Origin of the sequence: Thermosynechococcus vestitus BP-1 (assembly GCF_000011345.1) — a bacterium.
In the GTDB taxonomy this organism is placed as follows: Bacteria; Cyanobacteriota; Cyanobacteriia; order Thermosynechococcales; family Thermosynechococcaceae; genus Thermosynechococcus; species Thermosynechococcus vestitus.
Genome location: NC_004113.1, coordinates 2,405,233 through 2,425,077, shown reverse-complemented (window position 1 = coordinate 2,425,077; position 19,845 = coordinate 2,405,233). Strand labels below are relative to the sequence as shown.

The following is a 19,845-nucleotide window of genomic DNA, read 5'->3' as shown; positions in this document are numbered from 1 at the left end:
TGCCAATCTCAAGCTATTCCAACAACGCTAAAATGCGACTCCGACTTTCATCGAGCTGATGGTTACCCTCAGCAAGCCCATCAGCACTTCCATGGGAAAGATTCCCTCCCAAGGGTTGTTGATTCCACCATAGGGATCATTGCAAATAACTAGCAGTAATTTTAGATCAGTAGTGGCGTTGTCAATCTGCGGCAAAGGAGCGAATGGGTCAGTTCAGTAGCGATCATCAATCTCTAGGATAGTTTCCCAAGAATTGATCTAAAACTCTCCTTGCAGAGCCGCTTGACAGCGATCGCACAACTGGGGATGCAGCGCCGATTGACCCACACTTTCAGAATAATTCCAGCAGCGGACGCATTTTTCGCCTTGGGCATGACCAACGCCGATCCATAGCCCCTCCGCTTCAAGGACATAGGGCACGTCCACCGCCTGCGGTTGCGGCATCAGCTCCACCTGGGACACCAAGAAGAGATAGCGCAGTTCATCCACGCCATTACCGCTGAGGGCATCCCTGGGATTCATCTGCGCCAGGCGATCGCGCCATTCAGAATCGGCAACGTAGAGCCACACTTTTGCCTCCAGGGAAGAGCCAATCAGCTTTTCGGCGCGGGCTTTTTCGAGTACCTTGTTCACTTCAAGACGCAATTGCCGCAGGCGTTGCCACTCAGCGGCGAGGGCATTATCTTGCCACTGGGCTGAAAGCTGTACCCAACCACTTTGAAACACTGAAAGATAGGGGGTTTTGAAGGGCAGATGCTGCCAAATATCCTCAGCCAGATGGGGAAGTACGGGGGCAATAGCACGGGCAAGGTTTTGCAGGGCAATGGCAAGAACGGTTTGACAACTGCGGCGGCGATCGCCCGTGGCGGCACTGATGTACAGCCGATCCTTGGCAATATCGAGATAAAAGTTCGAAAGATCAACAACACAAAGATTTTGAATGGTTTGGAAAAAGCGATAGAACTGAAAGCTATCAAAAGCCGCAGTCACTTCACTGAAGACTTCGTGGAGTCGATGCAGCATATAGCGATCCAACGCGGGCAGTTGGGCATAGGGAATCATATCCTGTTCGGGCTCAAAGTCGTGAAGATTCCCTAGGAGAAAGCGAGCCGTATTGCGAATCTTGCGATAGACGTCCGCCAACTGCCTGAGAATATTTTTACCAATGGGCACATCGTTGGCATAGTCCACGGAGGAAACCCACAGGCGGAGCACATCGGCTCCGTAGGGCGGGTCTTGCTTTTGGTTTTTGCCCCCCTCAATCACTTCGCGGGGATCCGTGACATTGCCGAGGGACTTGCTCATTTTTCGCCCCTGCTCATCGAGGACAAAGCCGTGGGTCAGGACGGCCTTGTAGGGAGCTTGACCTTTAACGGCAACCCGTGTCAGCAATGAGGATTGGAACCAGCCGCGGTGCTGATCAGAGCCTTCAAGGTAGAGATCTGCCTGCTGATCGCCGAGAACCGCTGCCCAAGAGGATCCGGAGTCAAACCAGACATCCATGGTGTCCGTTCCCTTTTCGTAGCGATCCGCTTGATCTCGCAGGGATTCGGGAAGCAATTCAGCAACGGAGAGTTCCCACCAAGCATCGGACCCGCGATCGCGAATAATGGCTTGCACATGGGCAATGGTTTCTGCAGTTAGCAGGGGTTCCCCCGTTTCTTTGTCATAAAAGACAGGGATGGGCACGCCCCAACTGCGCTGACGCGAAATACACCAATCGGAACGCTCTGCCACCATTGCCGTAATGCGATTTTCCCCTTGGGCAGGAATCCACTTCACCTCAGCGATCGCTCTGAGTGCCGCATCGCGAAAGCCCTCAACGGAAGCAAACCACTGCTCCGTGGCGCGGAAGATAGTGGGTTTCTTTGTCCGCCAGTCATAGGGATACTTGTGCACATAGGGTTCCTCCTTCAGGAGCGCCCCACACTCCTGCAAAGCCGCAATGACCGCTGCATTGCCTTCCTGGAGGACATTGAGACCGGCAAATGGCCCCGCTTCCGCCGTAAAGCAACCATTCTCATCCACCGGCGATAGGATCGGCAAACCATAGCGCTGACCCACGCCATAGTCTTCTAAACCATGGCCAGGAGCAGTGTGCACCAGACCCGTTCCCGATTCAGTTGTCACATAATCACCACCAATGAGAATTTTGCCCTCGCGTTCAAAGAGGGGATGGCGATAGCGGCTATGTTCTAAATCAGCCCCTTTGGCCGTTGCCACCACCTTTAGGGTGCGACCCAGGGTATCACTCAGCCGCTCTACAAGATCCTTGGCAACAATTAAATGCTTATAGCGCTCACTCGGCTGAACCTCGACAAGGGCATAGGTGAGATCCGGGTTGACACTCACGGCCAAGTTGGCGGGAATCGTCCAAGGAGTCGTTGTCCAGATAGCCACCCCCAATTTCCCTAGGGCATTGTACCAAGCCTTGGCTAGCCCCTGGGGCAGCTCAATCACCTCAAAGGCAGCGTAGAGACTGCGGGAGGTGTGACCTTCGGGATATTCCAACTCGGCTTCGGCGAGGGCAGTTTTGGAGCTGGGACTCCAGTGCACCGGTTTCAGGCCGCGGTAGATATAGCCCCGCAGCACCATTTCACCAAAGACACCGATTTGGGCGGCCTCATAGTCGGGGGTCAGTGTCAGATAGGGGTGCGCCCAGTCGCCCCAAACCCCATAGCGCTGGAAGCTCTGCTTTTGCTCGGCGACGGTTTTAAGGGCAAATTCCTTGGCCTGTTGGCGGAGAGTGAGGGGCGTTAGCTGAGCCCGCTGTTCCGGTTTCAGGTTTTGCAGCACCTTGAGTTCAATGGGTAGGCCATGGCAGTCCCAGCCGGGGCGGTAGTGAACTTTGCGTCCCCGTAGGAGTTGGTACTTGTTGATGATGTCCTTGAGAATTTTATTGAGGGCATGGCCAATGTGGAGAGCGCCATTGGCGTAGGGGGGGCCATCGTGGAGGATAAAGACTTCCCCCGGATTGGTTTGCTGCAGGGTTTCATAGATTTTGTGCTGTGCCCAAAAGGCCTGCAATTGGGGTTCCCGTGTTGCTGCATTTGCCCGCATTTCAAACGTGGTTTGCGGCAAGTTAACAGTGTCTTTGTAGTCGGGGGTTGCATCAGTCATGGGTGGGTACAGCGGGGTATGATCGTTTAAGGGTAAGCAAAACTGGGCAATGGATTCAATTGTAGGGGAACTGTTCTGATTCACTCAAGGATGATTTCCGTTCTAGGTTTGGATCTGGGGCGCAAGCGTATTGGTGTGGCTGGGTGCGATCGCTTGGGACAGTTGGCCACAGGGATTACAACAATTTATCGCCGCAATTTTGCCAGTGATGTGGCGCAGCTGCGGCGGATTTGTCAAGAGCGCGGGGTGGAAAAGTTGATTGTGGGCTTGCCCTACACCCTTGATGGCCAATTGGGTTCCCAGGCGCGCCAGGTGCAACATTTGGCAGAAAAAATTGGCGCGGCCTTGAACTTGCCTGTAGAATATATCGATGAGCGGCTTACCTCCTTTCAAGCGGAGGAAATCCTTAAACAACGCCGGCGATCGCCCCGTCACCACAAGGATTTAGTGGATCAAATTGCGGCTGCCTTGATTTTGCAACAGTGGCTTGATGCCCGCTCTCAAACTGCAAAAGCAACACTGGCAGCCGGTGACCCGCAGCTATAACTGACGCTTGTCTATCCCCAAATGATTGGGCGCGATCCACACATCAGCTACCATGCACGGGGCTGAAACTGCGGGTCGTTGAGAATCGTCACCCCATCCCCCGACTGCGCCAGCACAAACAAGCCTTGCCGATAGGCATAGCGAGCCACCTCAGGCGGCACAATCATCCCCGCCACCGCTCCCAAGAGTTTAGTGCCACGGTACTGGTGAGCCAAACGACGAAATTTGGCAATGCGCTCCAGATGCTCATCCACATCTCCTTGGCCCAGTTTCGTTTTTACCTCGACGAGAACCGCTTCATCTGTATTGACCACCAGCAGATCAACTTCTAAACTCTCGTTGCCATCTTGGAGAATGACATCGCTGTAAAGTTGAGAGACGGCAATCCCTCGACTTTGAAATAAACGCAGTACCGCCGGTCGTACCTGCCACTCTACAAATTCTCCAAGGCGATTGCCCAGTTTCCCCAGTTGCTGGTTGAGTTGACGAGCCTCTTCCCGCAGCAATCGCTCCGTTTGTTGGAAACGGCGGTCAGTCTCCTGAAATCGCCGATCCGTTTCTTGAAATCGCCGATCCGTTTCTTGAAAGCGGCGCTCCGTTTCTTGAAAGCGACGTTCCGTTTCTTGAAAGCGGCGTTCGGTTTCCTTTTGAGCTTCTAATAGCTCCCCTAATAAGCGCCAAACATCTTCAGGGGTGTGTGCCTTTGTCATTGCTTGATGGACGGGATTAATTGACTGAGCCTTGCTTGGCAGCTCCGCCACTTGAGTGGGGGAGCAAAGGGGTACTGGCTACATCACCTTTATCTTAAATCCTTTGCGGTAGCATCTATCTATCACTTTCCTTTGAAATCACTGTCAATGAACCTAGAGACACTGCGCGCCTATCACGACACCTACCCTGCCCTGCTAAATAAGATCTACCTGAACTATGGGGGTCAAGGGCCGTTGCACCAAGAGGCTTGGCAGGCCATTATCCAGAGCGATCGCCACCTCCAACAACAGGGTCCCTTTGCCAATCGCGTCTTTCCGTGGCTGAGTCAACAACTGCACACCCTGCGCGCTGCACTGGCACAGCTTCTGGGAACAACGCCCGAAACCATTGCCCTCACGGATTCGGTGACCACTGGCTGCAACATTGTTCTCTGGGGCATCAACTGGCAAGCGGGCGATCGCCTGCTGATTTCCAACTGTGAGCATCCGGGGGTAGTGGCAATTACCGAGCAATTGGCGCGGCGATTAGGGGTGGTTGTTGATCGGGTGGCCTTTTGGCCGTGGTGTGACGATGAGGTGGCCGCCATTGAAGCCCAACTCCACCCCCGCACCCGCTTGGTCGTCCTCAGTCATTTGCTGTGGAATACCGGCAAACTTTTGCCGTTGGAAAAGATTGTTGACGTTTGCCACCGGCGCGGCATCCAAGTCTTGGCAGATGGCGCCCAAAGTGTCGGCATGGTACCCCTAAACTTACCAGCCTTGGGCGTCGATTACTATGCCTTTACGGGACACAAGTGGTGCTGTGGCCCAGCGGGACTAGGAGGACTCTATATTCGGCGCGATCGCCTGGCCACATTGGAACCCACCTTTATTGGCTGGCGTGGCATTCACCAGACCCGTGATGCCCAACCGGCGGGCTGGAAGGAGGATGCCAGTCGCTTTGAGGTGGCCACAACTGCCTTTTCCTTGGTTGCGGGGCTCACTACTGCCCTACGGGTGCATGATCAATGGGGGACCGCCCAAGGGCGATATGAGCGCATTTGTGAGCTGAGCCATCACCTCTGGCAACAGTTACAGGGCATGGCGGGTTTGACCTGTCTGAGTCCCGTGCCGCCACCGTCGGGCTTAGTGGCCTTTCAGTTGGCCAATGGTCAACATCGCCAATTGGTGCAAGACCTTGAGGCAGAGAATATCTTGGTGCGGGAATTGCTCTATCCTCCGTCGGTGCGTGCCTGTGTCCATTACTTTACGCTGCCGCAGGAGGGCGATCGCTTTGTTGCTGCCCTAAAACAGTGGCTACAGGATCATGCCTAAGAACGTTGGGCTTGCCGTGCGGCAATGTCGGCGATCGCCTGCTTGAGAATGCGATGTTCCTGGACTTGAATGCGGGCATGGAGGGTTTGCGGTGTATCATCAGGGAGAACAGGCACCGCTGCTTGCACTAAAATTGGGCCACTATCCACTTCCTCCTCCACCAAATGCACCGTACAGCCCGTAATTTTGACGCCGGCAGCAAGGGCTTGCTCAACGGCACGGAGTCCCCGAAAACTGGGGAGCAAACTGGGGTGCAAGTTAATGACCCGCTGGGGATAGGCGTTGAGGAGTACGGGGGTGACAATGCGCATCCAACCGGCCATAACCACCCACTCTACTTCATGCGCCTTCAGGGTTTCGACAATGGCTGCATCAAGGCTTTCACGGTTGGGATAGTGGCGATGGTTGAGGAGGACACTGGGGATCTGCCACTGTTTTGCCCGCTCTGCCACAAAGGCATCGGGATTGTTGTAGATCAGAACTTGAATTTGGGCGGCTAGTTCACCGGCAGCGATCGCCTCCGCAAGGGCAGCAAAATTGGAGCCACTCCCAGAGGCCAACACCCCCAATCGCAGGGGGCGGCAGGTAGGGGTATTCTCAGGTGCCGAGGGCACAACAAGAGCCTCACTGGACATGGCGAGCATTACTAATTTTGGTGCTCAATAATTCTAAGGCCTTGGCCACCATTGGATCGGTGGGGCGTGCCACCAAGTTAGGATTGAGGCGCAATTCGAGATCCGTACTGGCATCCACCGTCACCAGCACATCGGGGCTAATGCCCCCCGCGGCAATATCGCGACCCTTGGGCGTCAAATAGCGAGCCACCGTCACCACAAGGGCAGAGCCATCCGCCAGTTCATGAACCGCTTGGACGCGCACCTTACCAAACGTTGGCGTGCCGACAACGATCGCTCGCCCCTGATCCTGCAAAGCCGCCGCCAAAATTTCACTGGCACTGGCAGAGGCCTGATTCACTAAGACCACAAGGGGCAACTGACTCAAGGCGCCTTGGCGGGCACGAATCGTCTCTTCCCGCTGGTTTTGTTGAATGCGCACGATGACCCCAGAATCCAGCCATTGGCGGCTAATTTCAATCCCTGCTTCTAGAAGTCCCCCCGGATTGTGGCGCAAATCCAAGATAAAGCCTTGCACCTTTTCCCGTTGCAGGATTTCGATCGCCTCCTGCATCTGTTGTTGGGAGCGGCTGTTGAAGCCACTGAGACGGATGTAGCCCACCCGGGGAGAGTTGAGAATTTGAAAATTCACCGTACGGGGAATCTCGCCAGCACGGGTGAGTTCGACACTAAAAGGCTGGGGTTTACCCTCACGGCGCACCAGTAGGCGCAATTTAGTCCCCGCTGGCCCTCGCAGAGCCAACGTGGCGCGCTCCAAGGTGAGGCGATCGCTCCCTCGACCATTGATGGCCAGAATTTCATCGCCCACTTTCAGATCGGCCTTAGCCGCCACAGAGCCGGGTTGGATCGCCTGAATGCGAAAGAGTTCCCCCGCCTCCACTAAAGTGAGACCCACATCCACCTGCTGCCCTTGGGTTTGCAGGAGTAGCTGACGGTACTCATGGGGCGGCAGAAAGCGAGTATAGGGATCGTTGAGGCGGACAAGGGTTTGCTGAATCACCCGATAGGCAGCCTCGCGATCGCGATAGGGTTGGGAGAGCAGCTCCCGACGAATGGCCTGCCAGTCAAGACGATTAAAGCTGCGATCCAAATAGCTTTTGTAGATAATTTGCCAGGCCTCATCCACCAGGGCCTTGGGAGCATCCTTGAGGGTACTGGTGCCCCCCACTGCTGGCGGCATCCCCAAAAGCGCAACACCAACTCCAAGAATTGCCCAGTGTTTCACCCGACAAAGCCATTCAAAACACCTTGCCCCTATTCTATCGTCCCCCCATAAAAAAATCCCCCTCACGGGGAGGGGGAAAGGGGAGAGCACTAGAAGCTAAACGTCGTGCGGATAGCACCCACCACAAGGGTATCGTTAGCTGAGTTGCTGTTGGGGTTAAAGATGGCAATGACCCCCGGCGTCACCGAGATATTCTTGGAGACTGCAAAGCGGTAGAAGGCCTCTAGGTGATAGGAATTGAAAGCAGTAACAGGTGGACCTGGAACGTTTGTACTAATCAACTGAGGCGGCTGACCAAAGACTAGGCCTGCCAAATCACCCTTGCGCCAGAGGTCTGGCGAGGCAAAGGTAATCGCCCAGTTGACGATCTCCGCTTCATGACGTAGTGCGGGGGGAGTGAAAGCAGGCGGTTTAACACCATAAACATTGGCATAGCTAGCCCAGCCCGCCACATTGAACTGCTTAATGGGACGGTAGGTGAACTGGAAGCCCACAGCATCTGCAGCTTGGTTAGGCACATTGTTGGTAGCAAGTACACTACTAAGGGGGTTTGCTGCAGAGCGTGGACCACTACTACCCGTCGCACCAAAGGGATCCAGCCCAAAGGAGTGGGTGTAGGTAACCCCCAGGGCAAGGTTTTTCACAGGACGAACATCAACCTGGGCCAGGGCAGCATAGGCACCGTCAAAAAAGCCAGCGACACCGGTAGGGGCATTGGCGGCAGGAGCTAAATAACCCACATTGAGGGTAACGCCTGTACCGCGCTCTTCATTCTGCACGATGTCATACTTAAAGCTGACGCCCGCAGCGTTAGGAGCATTTCCTGCGCGGTAGATGGGGTTAAAGCGACCAAAGCGAGAGAGCGCTCCTGTGTCACTTGACTGCAGGAAGGGGTTGAAGTTGTTGAAGTTATCGTTGAACTCACCACCCTTAAAGTCGAGGATCAGTTGACCACGACGGCTGACAGGGAAGCTGTAGAACGCTTTCTGCAGTTCAAATGCGCCGGAGCCGGGGGGAGTAGGGAAGCCGTCATAGCCAAGGCGCCCCATGTTAGTGCCAGTGGGCGCTGCGGTAGCATAGTTGACGATATTAGATGCTTGTAAGCGCAACCGCAGGCGGTCTTTGCCATAGAAGCTAGTGTCAAAGTTTAACCGTACCCGAGTGTTAGCAACGGGGTTGGTATTAAGAACTGGCGGTGGCCCAGGCAGACCAGGGGCCAGTGCCTGAGTGTTCGTTAAAACATCTGAAATGTTGAAGATAACGCTCGCATTCAGCTTAGTGAGGGTGGTGAATTGCTGTGCTTCCAACTGAGCAGTGCGAGCCTCCAGCTTATCCACCCGACCCCGCAGGGTAGCTAGTTCAGCCTTGAATTCATCCATCAGGCGCTGCAAGGTGGCGAGCTCTTCCTTGGTGGCAAAGCGATCGCTAATCACATCCAAGCAAGCATTCAGTGCCGCAGCCATTTCATAGCGGGTAGCTGCCCGATTCCCCCGGAAGGTACCATCAGGGTAACCAGCAATGCAGCCATACTTTTCTACCAGGGAGGCCAAGGCTTGGTAGGCCCAATCGGTGGGGCGCACATCCGAAAGCTGGGACACAGAAGTCACTTGCCCCATGCTGGGTGTGGCAGCACGGCCTACCTCCAAATCCGCCACCGAGGGTAGAGGCAGCTTGTTACCGTGGTTCTGGGCAATTAACGTCGTGCTTTGGGGTAGTGGAGCTAAAGATTCAGCCGCTGCAGTTGGAGCTGATAACTGTGCATCGCTAGAAGTAGCCAAAACAGCATCGGCTGCCGTAGCCGACCCTGCAAAGGTTCCTACCACTAAAGCAGGCGAGGCCAAAGCTAGACCTCGAAAAATACGGGACATACCACTGTACTCCTTCACTCCTCAATAACCCTAAGACAAACTGTGTTCATCACTAACTGAGATGATCGCTAAAGTTATTCATCTGCTAGTAGGCTGAGCTATCAGACTTGCTCACAGAGGCTTTAGCACATCCCATAGAAACTATCCCCTAAGGGATAGAAATAGTCTAATGACCTGCTAAATTCTAACACCGTGTTTGTTGGCTCGAGGTTATCTCAAGGTTAGGAGTCGTTTAAGAATAAGCTAGCTCTAAAATTTAGATGAGTTTTTTGGGGCCTCAGCGCGACTCCAGCCACTGCCAACGGATTGACCAATCCCCTGCAAAATGCCTCGGCCAATCAGCCCCAAACCGCGACCAATCACCTGCGTCAGCAGATACACTACCCCCTTGCCGACCCAAGCCACCACCGCCCGTACCGGGGGAGCCAAAGCATCGCGAGCCTCAAGAGCCAAGGTCAGAGCGTAGGGAATTCCCTCCAGTTGCATCAGTTCCCTTTGACGGGGGACAGTCAGCGCCAGTTCCTGAATCCCTCGCTCCGTTAGCCGCAGTAAAACCAAGCGACTTTCAAAGATGTTTTGCGGTTCCTTAACCCAACATTGCCAGCGGTAATGCCACGAGAGAGCGTTGCGAAAGCGTTCTATTTCCCGCGTTGAGATGTATTGCGGCTGGAAAAATGTCTGCTGAATCACCGCGCTATAGCAACACCGATTCAGGAGTGGGTAGACGATGCCATTGGCAACAGTGAGCAACCAGTGATCCAGCAGGGCATCGAGGATCTCCAAGGCCGCAGCGGTGCCATAGCGATAGGTTTGCTGATGGAGGGTGAGGGGCTGTTGCACCAGTAAATGAGCCAGCATCTCCGCTACGAAGGGGATTCGCTTTAGATACACGCTGACTACGGTTTCCCTTTCTGTGAGCAATTCCTCAATGAGGTCGGCGTCACTGCCGAGGGCAAAACGATAGGGACGAAAAAACTCCCGCAGGCTCTGCTCCCACAGGTCCTGTAGTAGGGGGTTGCCCCGCTGGTGCAGAAATTCAATACTAGGGGGTGTCGCTTGTAAAGTGCGCACCAGCAGATCCCACTGCCGCAAAATAGTGTAGAGCAGTTCCCGCCGCTGTGGGAGGATGAGCACCTCTAGCTCCAGGGGCTGCGACGTTAGGTTCAACAGATCCGACTGCATCCGTTGTAAGCAGCGATCCACCAGTTGGGAAATGATTTCAATCTGCGGACGCACGGGGGACACCACCGGCCTAGGGGGTGTTTGACTCGGCTGTGGCAGGAAACGGGACACCAACCAGCGGGCAGCACGAATTTCTCGATGGCGACCTTCACACACAAGCCGTTCAAGGGGCGACAGCGTCGCCCGACCCAGATGCTGATCCAAAGCCTGCAACCATGCATCCATTTCCCCCAGTCCCTGCTGCAGAACCTGGTACCGCCAACGATCCCACGGATTGGGAAACAGCATACTCAAGGGCGGCTGCGGGGGCGTTACTGTGTAAACGATTTCCCCTTGGGCAATAGCTAGAATTCCCGCCAACAGATCACTCAGCGCCGTATTGCGATGGTAAATGCCTTCCACAGCCGCCTGTTGAGCCAGGGAGACTAACTCAAGGGCAGCAGGTCGGACGGTGAGAATAATCCGCAGGGCAGGATAGTGCTGCTTCAACCACTGCCAGAGCCAAGGGGTCGTGGCATCATTGACCGTGAGTTGGGCATCACAGAGGACAATCCAAGGCGTGTGTTCTTCATCCAGGGGCGTGTTTTCCAGATACGTGATCAGGCCGTGGCCATCGTGAAAGACCAGCGGCTCAATCCCCAACTGCTGTCGAATGCCCGTCCAGAGGCCAAGGCGGATAACATCTTCTCCCTCGACAATCATCAGGCCAAAAGGCGGCGAGGCATCAGCAGTGGTAGGAGTCATGGGCCTTTGATGGAGACTTTGATGGGGATAGTAAGGGGCTATTCAGATATTGACCGAGAACCCCCCTGATCAACAATTCCACAATGACTCAACGCCAGCATAGAGAACACTTTATTCTAGGAGTATCTAGGGAGGGCAGCGGTTGTTCCTGGGAAATTCCTTGCCAAACCGTCGGCAACTATTGATTTTCAGCTTGCCGCCCCTATTGCTCGACACAGGGGCACTCCTGGCTAATGAGCAGATATTCCGCAAAGGTTGGAATCTGGCGATATTGACATACTCACCGCCCTAAAGTGCGATGATTCTTGACGCTTCATCGGGTGATGCTACCGAAGTAGTCTTACTCCCCCTCTGCGTCCATTTATAGTCGTGGCAATGCCCTATCCCGACTTTCTCTATGTTTCTTGCGGCATTTTCGTCTCTATCATGCTCTGCGCCGCAGTTTATGCATACAACAGAGCGAACGGATAGATCGATTTTGCCCCATTTAAAACCGCATTTTGAGCAAGTCTGACTGGTTGGCTCCCATCGATCAATGACAATGAACTCACGGTTTAGTTTTTTGCACTTAGCCTCAACTAAAACCCTGAATTCTCGCCAACCTTGCAAGCTAATTGCTCTAGCGAGTTTGCGGTTCTTCACCATTCCAGAGACATTCAAGTCTTCCAGCGTGATCACTTGGCTCTCGATAACCACGCGGGTAGACAATTTATGCAAGAAATCCCTGCGAATATCTGAAATCCGACTATGAAGCTTAGCGATTTGCAGTCTTGTTTTCTCGCGTCGTTTGCTTCCTTTAACTTGACGGGCCACTTTGCGTTGTTTTCGCCTGATCTTTTTGTCTAGCTTCGAATAATCAGGGCCATCAATCTTTTCGCCCGTACTTAAAGTAGCAAACGCTTTAATTCCCAAATCAATGCCGATAGAAGGATTACTTGCAGGTTGATCAACTGGGTTGATCTCGACCACAAAACTGAGAAAGTATCGATTTGCAGCATCTTTAATCACCGTAACTGAGCTTGGTTCAGAAGGAAGCTGTCTTGACCAAATTGGTCTGATGTTACCAATCTTCGCCAGATAAACTTCTTCGCCTTTAATTGAAAATCCATAGGTGGTAAATCTGGCTGATTGTCTTTCTGTCTTCTTTTTAAATCTAGGAGGGTTGATCTTCTTGCCTTTTCGCCTACCTTTAATTGAATCGAAGAAGTTTTTATAGGCAACTCCTAAATCGGCAACAGACTGCTGTAAGGGGACATTAGAAACATCAGACAGCCATTGCCGCTCTGGTGTTTTCTTTGCTTGGGTAATTACTAGCTTTTGCAATTCACTAGTTTTTGGCAATGAATCAGATTGTTTACAAATTGCCAGTGCGTCGTTCCATACCACACGGACACAGCCAAACAACTGAGCTAGGCGTTGTCGTTGTTGGTCTGTGAGATAGAAACGATATCTATATCTAGCTTTCATTGGTTGTGCTATAATTGGTCTGTAGCTAGATTATAGGTTGGTCTACAGGCAATGTCAAGTCATCTTCGTAAAGGGAGACACAGTGTTACGGACCTAAAGATTCATTTGGTATGCGTGACTAAGTGTCGCCGGCCGGTCCTTAGCGCTGAGGGATTAGAGCTGATCGAGAAATCGTTTCGAGAAGTTGCCATGAAGATGGATTTCCAGGTTCTTGAATTTAACGGCGAAGAAGACCATGTCCATGCGCTAATCGAGTACCCTCCTAAACTTTCTGTTTCGCAGATTGTAAATCCGCTTAAAGGCGTATCTAGTCGTCGATATGGAAAAGCTGCACTACCAAAACCCCATGAAGAATCACTTTGGAGCCCTAGTTATTTTGCGGCATCTGTTGGAGGAGCACCGTTAGAGGTGCTTAAGGAATACATTAGAAATCAAAAAAAGCCGTCCTAAAAGGACGGGGCTTGTATCCCATTTCATTGGTCAAAACCACGTCCTCACCCATTTTAGAAAGCAACCGTAAAATTTGGTATTCTAAATAACAATTTCTTGTGAATTGTAACAGTTAATTACGCTAAATCTAAAGAATTGGTAAAAGCTTTGGCCACCTCAAAATATCGGCAGTATTGTAGGAAAGCAAGATACCTCCTAACTGCGTCTTTGGCCCTACCCGCTTGGCGTAGGGTCTCTTTTTGCGGGAATTTCGCTAGAATCTTGGAATTCCCTACCGTGACGGCCATGGCTGGTGAAGTCGTTGAAATTTTAAGTGCCGATGATCTACGGCGCACTCTAACCCGCTTAGCCTCTCAAGTGGTGGAAAAGGCTCGCGATGCCCTCGACAAATTAGTGTTGCTGGGGATTCATACCCGTGGGGTTCCCCTTGCCAAGCTCCTAGGACAACAAGTTGAACAACTGGAAGGCGCGAGCCTGCCCATTGGTGAGTTGGATATCACGTTTTATCGCGATGACTTGGATCGCATTGGACCGCGTACCCCCCGTCAGACCCTGATTCCAGTCGATCTCTCTGGGCGAATTGTGGTCTTGGTGGATGATGTTATCTTTAGTGGTCGCACGATTCGCTCTGCCCTCAATGCTGTCCATGATTACGGTCGCCCCAATGCCATTTGGTTATTGGCACTCATCGATCGCGGGCACCGAGAATTGCCGATTCACCCTGACTTTACCGGTAAAGCGCTGCCCACAGCTCGCGATGAAGTGGTCAAGGTCCTCCTGCAGGGGATTGATCAGCGAGATGGAGTAGAGCTATGGAAACCCTCTTAACCATTCGTGAGCAGCGGCGAGAAATTTTGCAACTCCTGAAGGAAAGACCCAGTCTAAAGCCCTATCTCACAGAGGCGATCGCCAATGCCTATGAAGCTGGACTAGATTTGGTGGTGAAGAAAACCCCTTTAGATTATTCAGACTTGCCCAAGAATTGCCCTTATACCTCCGAGCAACTGTTTGATCCTGAATATGTCACTCCCTTTCGAAATAGCTATAGATCAAGAGTAGCCAGCCCACGGTGCCCCCAACGCAACGACTGATTCCGCATCCACCCACAGCCTGGCATCATCCGGACCGCAGTGGACGAGTGTGTCGGCCATGCGCCGCACAGTGGCATTTGCCTCATCCACAGGGGAACTGCAAAACTCCCAAAAACTCGTCACGCTGCAATAGATCAAATTCTCTTTTCGTCAAACGACAGACACCTGTCGATATCTAAATCTCTTTGCAGCCTGCAACAGCAGGCTAGGTGTAAAACGTAAGGCAGACATTAGCAAGCTGACTCTATAGTGTCCCATTTCCCATGACAAATTTCGAATGGCATTAACCCCATTCAAATTACTATTGATGCGAAACCTCGCTCCAGTAGAAAAGCTGATGTGGTCGAACAACTGTGCCAGCCCCACCCTTTGTGCATTATCCAGCTCATTACTTTGTAACAGTTTAGCTATGAATTGCAAAGGTGCGAGTACATCAGTCTCCTGCAGCTGGTCAGTGCGATTTACCGCGTCTAGACAGTAAACTGCCGTTACCACCTCAGCATGGGCAACTCGATAGAACAAAGCCATCTTCATCCAGCAAATGAAATCCTCGCCATATTTTACACCCACGGGAAACCCACCAATACTGCAAAAATCTTTCTTTCGGACACACGATGTAGTAGAGCTCACCAGAGCAAACCTCCTCAAATATTCAGTAAAAAAATCTTGCACCACTCCTTCCCAACCATCAGAATAAGTACTTTTGCTGCGCCACTGCCTGCCATCGCGCTCAATGATCAACGCTGTACTAAACAATGACGCTTCAGGGTAATTGTCAATCAACCTACGAAGCGTTGCAATGTGATTAGGTAACCAGAAATCGTCGGCATCGAGAAAAGCCACGTAATCACTGGCCGCCAAATTAACACCATGATTACGCGCAACACTGACGCCAGCATTCTCCTGACGAATCAGCCGAACACCATGTTTCGCAACATACGGTAACAACAGCTCGCCACCACCGTCAGTCGATCCATCGTCCACCACAATGATCTCATCCGCTGGACTGCTTTGCTCCAGAACACTTTCCACCGCTCTGACAATATGTGGCGCTTTGTTGAAGAGAGGAATTACTACCGATATCATATTTTAGATCATTTCAACACAATAGATTTAATTTTTTGCAAAAGTTGATATCTGATACTACCCTTTGTTATATTAAAGATTGAAAATCCCCATAAAACTGCTGTACGAAAAACATCCTTGACTTCAACTGCATCGCTACAAGCTTGCTTTTTGAGAGTTAGCCAGTTACGCCACGCAGACCTGTCGGAACCTGCCAGTTCACGAAAAGCTCCATAGCTATCAAGCAAAAGCACCTGCCGAGCCTCGCCAGAGTAGTGGCTCACCAGACTGAGAAGGCATGGCAGTAGGCGCGAGGTTTCACCCTTACCATCGTGCAACATTTTGATGATGTAATCGATTTCCTTATCATCCATCCTAGGGAAGAGTGCGCGCCAATGACGCTTGCGCACAGCATCCGCCGTGTTCTGTTGCTCGGCCTTTTTTCGCGCTGAAACCTGGCCTGCATGCACGCGGTAGCGCAAGACGACCTCGGGCACATTGACGAATTTGTAGCCTCTCCCCCAGGCACGCTGCCACAGTTCGTAATCCTCTGCATACGGATAGTCTGGATCGTAACCCAGTTCAGCAAACGCCGAATGCCGCCCTATAACGGTCGGGTGGCCAAAGGGAACACCAAACAGCAAGTGAACCTCGCAAGCTTCATGGGTCAGCGGGTAGAAGCACACGCTGCGCAAGGCGCCGAAACACTGGATAGCGCCACCGCAAAAATCAACTCTCTCACGTTCGAGCGCGGCAAGCTGTACTATAAAACGATTGGGCATAGCCACGTCATCCGCATCCATGCGGGCAATCCACTCGCCGCGAGCAAGGGCGATCCCTTCATTGAGCGTCGCAACCAACCCTCGGTTTTCACGGCTAATCAAGCGGATACGAGCATCTTGCACAGCATAACGCTTCAGGACGGAAAGGCTATTATCCGTAGAACCGTCATCGATGATGATGAATTCGAAATCCCGAAAGCTCTGCCCAAGAATCGACTCGATCGCTTCCCCCACATAGGCTTCGGCATTGAATACCGGCATCAACACCGATAGCAGCGGCCTGTTGCTTTGATGATTGCAAGTCACAACACAATCCATTCAGGACAATACAGGTCTCGTGTGTCAAAGACATCGACATTGAACCAGTGTCTGGGCGCAATGACGACTTTGTCTGGACGCGGATTCAGCCACGCCCCCCACCAACTGAAAGTGCTGTTGGCAATGATATGATGCCGACACGCACTCATTAGTTGCATATCCCGATAACTTGCCGCACCACGATTGTGGTCAACCACTGTGTAAGAAACGGGCAACTTAAGATGCTCCAGAACCCATTGGGGATCGTCGGAAAACACGTAGAAGCGCTCAGCATTAGTTTTTTCAATCATCGTGGCAACAGCAGCTGGGTAATATTCGGACAAGTCTACGCCATGGACACGCCTCATCTGTGGATTGTTGAAGTAATCTCCCCGGCGGATGTGCAGTGAGACGCTAACGCCGGATTGCATTTCATCCATTAGCGCAGCATTGTGGGGGTCGAGGGGCTCAACGAAACGGAACTGTTGCCGAATGATGTCAGCAATGTTCGAAAAATATCGCTCGCTTTGCCAGTAGCCCTCCAGATACACATTGTCCGTCAGATGCTCAAAACCTGTCCAGTAATGGAAATGGGGCTGGATGACCAGCGACTTTGGCCGCAGCGCGCGCAACAAACGGCGCGACAACAAACGCCTTACGGCAGGATGCACACACGCTCCCAACACTTTTCGAAGGTCTTTGCTTGAAGGCTCGGGCAGTTCTAACCCGAAGACGCGCCGCAACTCGAGGCCTTGGTGCAAGCACGTGGCGTCAAACCAATGAGTATCGAACTTGACTTCACTTCCGATGCGATGGGCAGCGGCCAGCCCTGCCGCATATTGAAACATCTGATTGCCCAAACCGCCACAGAGACGAACGATGATCATGGCTCAGCTCAATTTCTGACGAAGCAGGGTGTGGAAAAACGCCGCAGTACGAAGATGCTGAAAGGCTACCTATTTTGTTAGGCCTGCAGTGAGCAAGATGATGGCCAAAGAGCTCGCGACACTACGGCCTGCCCGGAGGAAGAATAACAGGAAAAAGACCCCAAGCAAGACGGCCCCAGCAAAAACACCCCGTTTCGTGGAGAAGCAAGTGGGCTGCATGCCTCGCGCCCGATAGATGCTCAAAATCGTCTGTTGGGCTGCCGCAAGACACAGAAAGCTGCCACAAACCCAATAGAGTGGCAAGAGGGCGTTGGTTATACTTGATGTCGCTTCAGCTTGCACGCTCACGTCCGTACTACCTGCGATGCGCTGAAAATAAAAATAATAGGCATAGGTGTATTGCACAACGACAGTTTCCATCACAGCTGTCATCCGCGCCGGAATGCTAAAGGACAGAAGGAACAGGCCCAGGGTCGTTGCATCCCAATGCTTACTCATCGCGGCGCCCCAAAGTGTCGAGCACCTTACCGACAATGGTGGTGGCGAAGATTTCACTGGAAAAGCGTTTGGCTGCGGGAGAGACCAGAAAATCGCAAATGGCCTGCTGGTATTGGATATAGCGAGTCTCCGGCATACTCGTGAGGTAACGGTAAAGATCGGCGTAATCGCCAAATGCCCTGCGGTCGATGAAGCAGTCTGCTGGTATATAGTCGGTAATATCCTCTGCACCCCAGTAAACCGGCACGTTACCAGCACAAAAGGCGTCGAAGATTTTTTCAGTAATATAGCCGCGCAAGCCGCGAACGTTCTCATAACACAGGGAAAAACGCGCGTGCCGCAAAACCTCCCGCTTGCTGGGGATCACGCCTTTCCACGAGGGAAACCATTGCAGCCGCCAGGGGAGCACAAACTCGACCCCATGGACAATGCCGCCCAGGGGTGTCGGCAAACGTGGGGATTTATCCCAGTCATGTCCGTAGAGCGCAAAAGCCTGGGGGGCGTGCTTTTCAAACCAGCGAATTGCTCGCACGCGTTCCCGATAGAGATCGACCGCAGGACGCCAAACGGGCAAAGCCTTGTTGGAGGCAATCATTACCAGAAGCTGGGGTCGCTCTTGATAGCCATCGACCACGCCCGCGCCCAGAGGGTGGGCCAGGCAGATCTCGGTTCCAATTCCCCGGCGGACGAGATCAGGCATCCAAGTAAAAATTCCCTTGTACTGTTGCAGCATCCGCCAATCCACATTAGGGGGATGTATAAACTCGGATTCCGCCAGAATCACAAACGCCGGCACGTCGTGCCGAAGTCGATGAGCATTGACATGGATGACGAAGTCGAGAGCCGCACTTCTGGCATCCTCGATGGCTAAAAGGTCACCTCCGGCAGCTCGGAAAGCATCACGCAAGGCTAACCACTTGTCATTCAGACCATCGGCGTTACGCCGCCCGAAAAAACTAGATGCAGCCCCTCCACTATAGGAGAGAGCACCGACGTGTGAGGGTAAAGCCCCGCTCTCACAAATAGCCATAATCCCTTAGATCAACGTCGATTTTCTCTTGCAACCGCGCATTAGAGTCTCGATAACGCGTCAGCAAAAGTTCGAGCATGGAATCAGAGACCCTGGTTTCATGAATTATGCTACCCATATCTTTAATAAATGGGATGCTACGCGCCAATCTGCGCCATGCCCTTCTCAACAATGGTAACCGATCGAAAACAAGCCAATCGTCCATCACATAACCACGATAGGTCTCATCGCGAGATGACAAGTTCTCCCTTATCCCCATATCGGGTCGCGACTGGCCATGTTCAAGCTCGGCAAAAGATTCAAATCTGAAGAAAAACAAATCAGGCGCCTCGATCATCATCTCGTAGGGCAGAACGAGCACATTCTCCCGGCCGAATACGGCGTGGAGAGCCTCAATATAGCGAGACCAATCAAGATCGACGATGGGATTATCGTTATTACACCCGAATAACGTGGCGAAATTCACAAAACGACTGAATCGGTCTTCGCGCAAAATGAACTGCCGCCACAAAGAGAGCGCATACTTGTCTTGTCTGCGAATCACAAACATGGCTTTCTCCACACCTGCGCAGCGCAAGAGTTCCATATGCACGTCAGTCATCTCCGCTGACAAGCCGCATAGTCCTTCGGCGCTCAGCAATATGGACTCACACTCAATCGTTCGAGCCCAGCACCTTACCCCTTTCTTCCACCCCTCCACCTCTTTACTCACCGCGACTCTGAAATGATGGATTCTTTCGTCGCGGAGTTTTAGAGCATTTTTGTTAAGCAAATCTTCATACCAAAAAAGGTGAGTGGCCCAAATGAACCTGAATTCAATAGGCCAGGTATAGGGTGATTGCGTCGAATAAAAACAAAATGGAAGCTTCGAAAAGTAATGCTTTTGCAAAAACGTACTGGCAGTCTTGGGAAGACCGATATGCGCAATCTTCAT

At 52.4% G+C, this 19,845-nt stretch carries 18 protein-coding genes; 5 read left to right on the top strand and 13 right to left on the bottom strand.

Annotated features, from left to right (window positions below):
- Positions 1-258: 258 nt before the first annotated feature.
- Complete coding sequence (ileS, locus tag TLL_RS11840; protein WP_164921027.1) at positions 259-3,120, bottom strand: isoleucine--tRNA ligase; 2,862 nt, start codon at positions 3,118-3,120, stop codon at positions 259-261.
- Positions 3,121-3,210: 90 nt separating this feature from the next.
- Here ileS and ruvX point away from each other — a divergent pair, with 90 nt between their 5' ends.
- The gene (gene ruvX, locus TLL_RS11835; protein WP_011058162.1) at positions 3,211-3,666 is read left to right on the top strand and encodes a Holliday junction resolvase RuvX; all 456 of its coding nucleotides are present in this window, start codon (positions 3,211-3,213) and stop codon (positions 3,664-3,666) included.
- A 47-nt stretch (positions 3,667-3,713) separates the two neighbouring features.
- On the opposite strand, the gene TLL_RS11830 is transcribed toward ruvX, so the two are convergent.
- Positions 3,714-4,376 carry a hypothetical protein gene (locus TLL_RS11830; RefSeq protein WP_164921026.1) on the bottom strand — a complete coding sequence of 221 codons (663 nt, stop codon included), beginning with the start codon at positions 4,374-4,376 and terminating at the stop codon, positions 3,714-3,716.
- Between the two features lie 147 nt (positions 4,377-4,523).
- Between TLL_RS11830 and TLL_RS11825 the strand changes: the two genes are divergently transcribed.
- Positions 4,524-5,690, top strand: coding sequence for an aminotransferase class V-fold PLP-dependent enzyme (locus TLL_RS11825; RefSeq protein WP_011058160.1), 1,167 nt, complete (start codon positions 4,524-4,526; stop codon positions 5,688-5,690).
- Here the strand turns inward: TLL_RS11825 and purN are convergent.
- From purN to TLL_RS11800, 5 genes are all read right to left on the bottom strand, one after another.
- The gene (gene purN / locus TLL_RS11820) at positions 5,687-6,325 is read right to left on the bottom strand and encodes a phosphoribosylglycinamide formyltransferase (RefSeq protein WP_197524113.1); all 639 of its coding nucleotides are present in this window, start codon (positions 6,323-6,325) and stop codon (positions 5,687-5,689) included. The genes TLL_RS11825 and purN overlap by 4 nt on opposite strands.
- On the bottom strand, positions 6,315-7,550 hold the full coding sequence (locus TLL_RS11815; protein ID WP_231833784.1) for a S41 family peptidase: 1,236 nt from the start codon (positions 7,548-7,550) through the stop codon (positions 6,315-6,317). The genes purN and TLL_RS11815 overlap by 11 nt, the downstream gene beginning before the upstream one ends.
- A gap of 89 nt (positions 7,551-7,639) precedes the next feature.
- Complete coding sequence (locus tag TLL_RS11810) at positions 7,640-9,418, bottom strand: iron uptake porin (RefSeq protein ID WP_011058157.1); 1,779 nt, start codon at positions 9,416-9,418, stop codon at positions 7,640-7,642.
- A gap of 249 nt (positions 9,419-9,667) precedes the next feature.
- Positions 9,668-11,344: a DUF3685 domain-containing protein gene (locus tag TLL_RS11805; protein WP_011058156.1), complete on the bottom strand. Its 1,677-nt coding sequence runs from the start codon at positions 11,342-11,344 to the stop codon at positions 9,668-9,670.
- A gap of 288 nt (positions 11,345-11,632) precedes the next feature.
- Complete coding sequence (locus TLL_RS11800) at positions 11,633-12,811, bottom strand: RNA-guided endonuclease InsQ/TnpB family protein (RefSeq protein WP_011058155.1); 1,179 nt, start codon at positions 12,809-12,811, stop codon at positions 11,633-11,635.
- Positions 12,812-12,862: 51 nt separating this feature from the next.
- On the opposite strand from TLL_RS11800, the gene tnpA reads away from it, so the two are divergent.
- From tnpA to TLL_RS11785, 3 genes are all read left to right on the top strand, one after another.
- Complete coding sequence (gene tnpA, locus TLL_RS11795) at positions 12,863-13,261, top strand: IS200/IS605 family transposase (RefSeq protein WP_011058154.1); 399 nt, start codon at positions 12,863-12,865, stop codon at positions 13,259-13,261.
- Between the two features lie 285 nt (positions 13,262-13,546).
- A complete protein-coding gene (gene pyrR, locus TLL_RS11790) occupies positions 13,547-14,089 on the top strand; it encodes a bifunctional pyr operon transcriptional regulator/uracil phosphoribosyltransferase PyrR (RefSeq protein WP_164921232.1) in 543 nt (180 codons plus the stop codon).
- Entirely contained in the window at positions 14,074-14,352 is a 279-nt protein-coding gene (locus tag TLL_RS11785; protein ID WP_011058152.1) for a DUF29 domain-containing protein, read from the top strand. The genes pyrR and TLL_RS11785 overlap by 16 nt, the downstream gene beginning before the upstream one ends.
- 150 nt (positions 14,353-14,502) lie before the next feature.
- Here the strand turns inward: TLL_RS11785 and TLL_RS11780 are convergent, their stop codons facing one another.
- The 6 genes from TLL_RS11780 to TLL_RS11755 form a co-directional block, all read right to left on the bottom strand.
- The gene (locus tag TLL_RS11780; protein ID WP_011058151.1) at positions 14,503-15,438 is read right to left on the bottom strand and encodes a glycosyltransferase family 2 protein; all 936 of its coding nucleotides are present in this window, start codon (positions 15,436-15,438) and stop codon (positions 14,503-14,505) included.
- An 8-nt stretch (positions 15,439-15,446) separates the two neighbouring features.
- Positions 15,447-16,505 (bottom strand): glycosyltransferase family 2 protein, encoded by a 1,059-nt coding sequence (locus tag TLL_RS11775; protein WP_231833783.1) that lies wholly within the window; start codon positions 16,503-16,505, stop codon positions 15,447-15,449.
- Complete coding sequence (locus tag TLL_RS11770; protein WP_011058149.1) at positions 16,502-17,383, bottom strand: alpha-1,2-fucosyltransferase; 882 nt, start codon at positions 17,381-17,383, stop codon at positions 16,502-16,504. Before TLL_RS11770 ends, TLL_RS11775 begins: the two co-directional genes overlap by 4 nt.
- 69 nt (positions 17,384-17,452) lie before the next feature.
- Positions 17,453-17,881: a hypothetical protein gene (locus tag TLL_RS11765; RefSeq protein WP_164921025.1), complete on the bottom strand. Its 429-nt coding sequence runs from the start codon at positions 17,879-17,881 to the stop codon at positions 17,453-17,455.
- Positions 17,874-18,911, bottom strand: coding sequence for a glycosyltransferase family 10 domain-containing protein (locus tag TLL_RS11760; protein ID WP_011058148.1), 1,038 nt, complete (start codon positions 18,909-18,911; stop codon positions 17,874-17,876). The genes TLL_RS11765 and TLL_RS11760 overlap by 8 nt, the downstream gene beginning before the upstream one ends.
- Positions 18,898-19,845, bottom strand: coding sequence for a hypothetical protein (locus TLL_RS11755; RefSeq protein WP_011058147.1), 948 nt, complete (start codon positions 19,843-19,845; stop codon positions 18,898-18,900). Before TLL_RS11755 ends, TLL_RS11760 begins: the two co-directional genes overlap by 14 nt.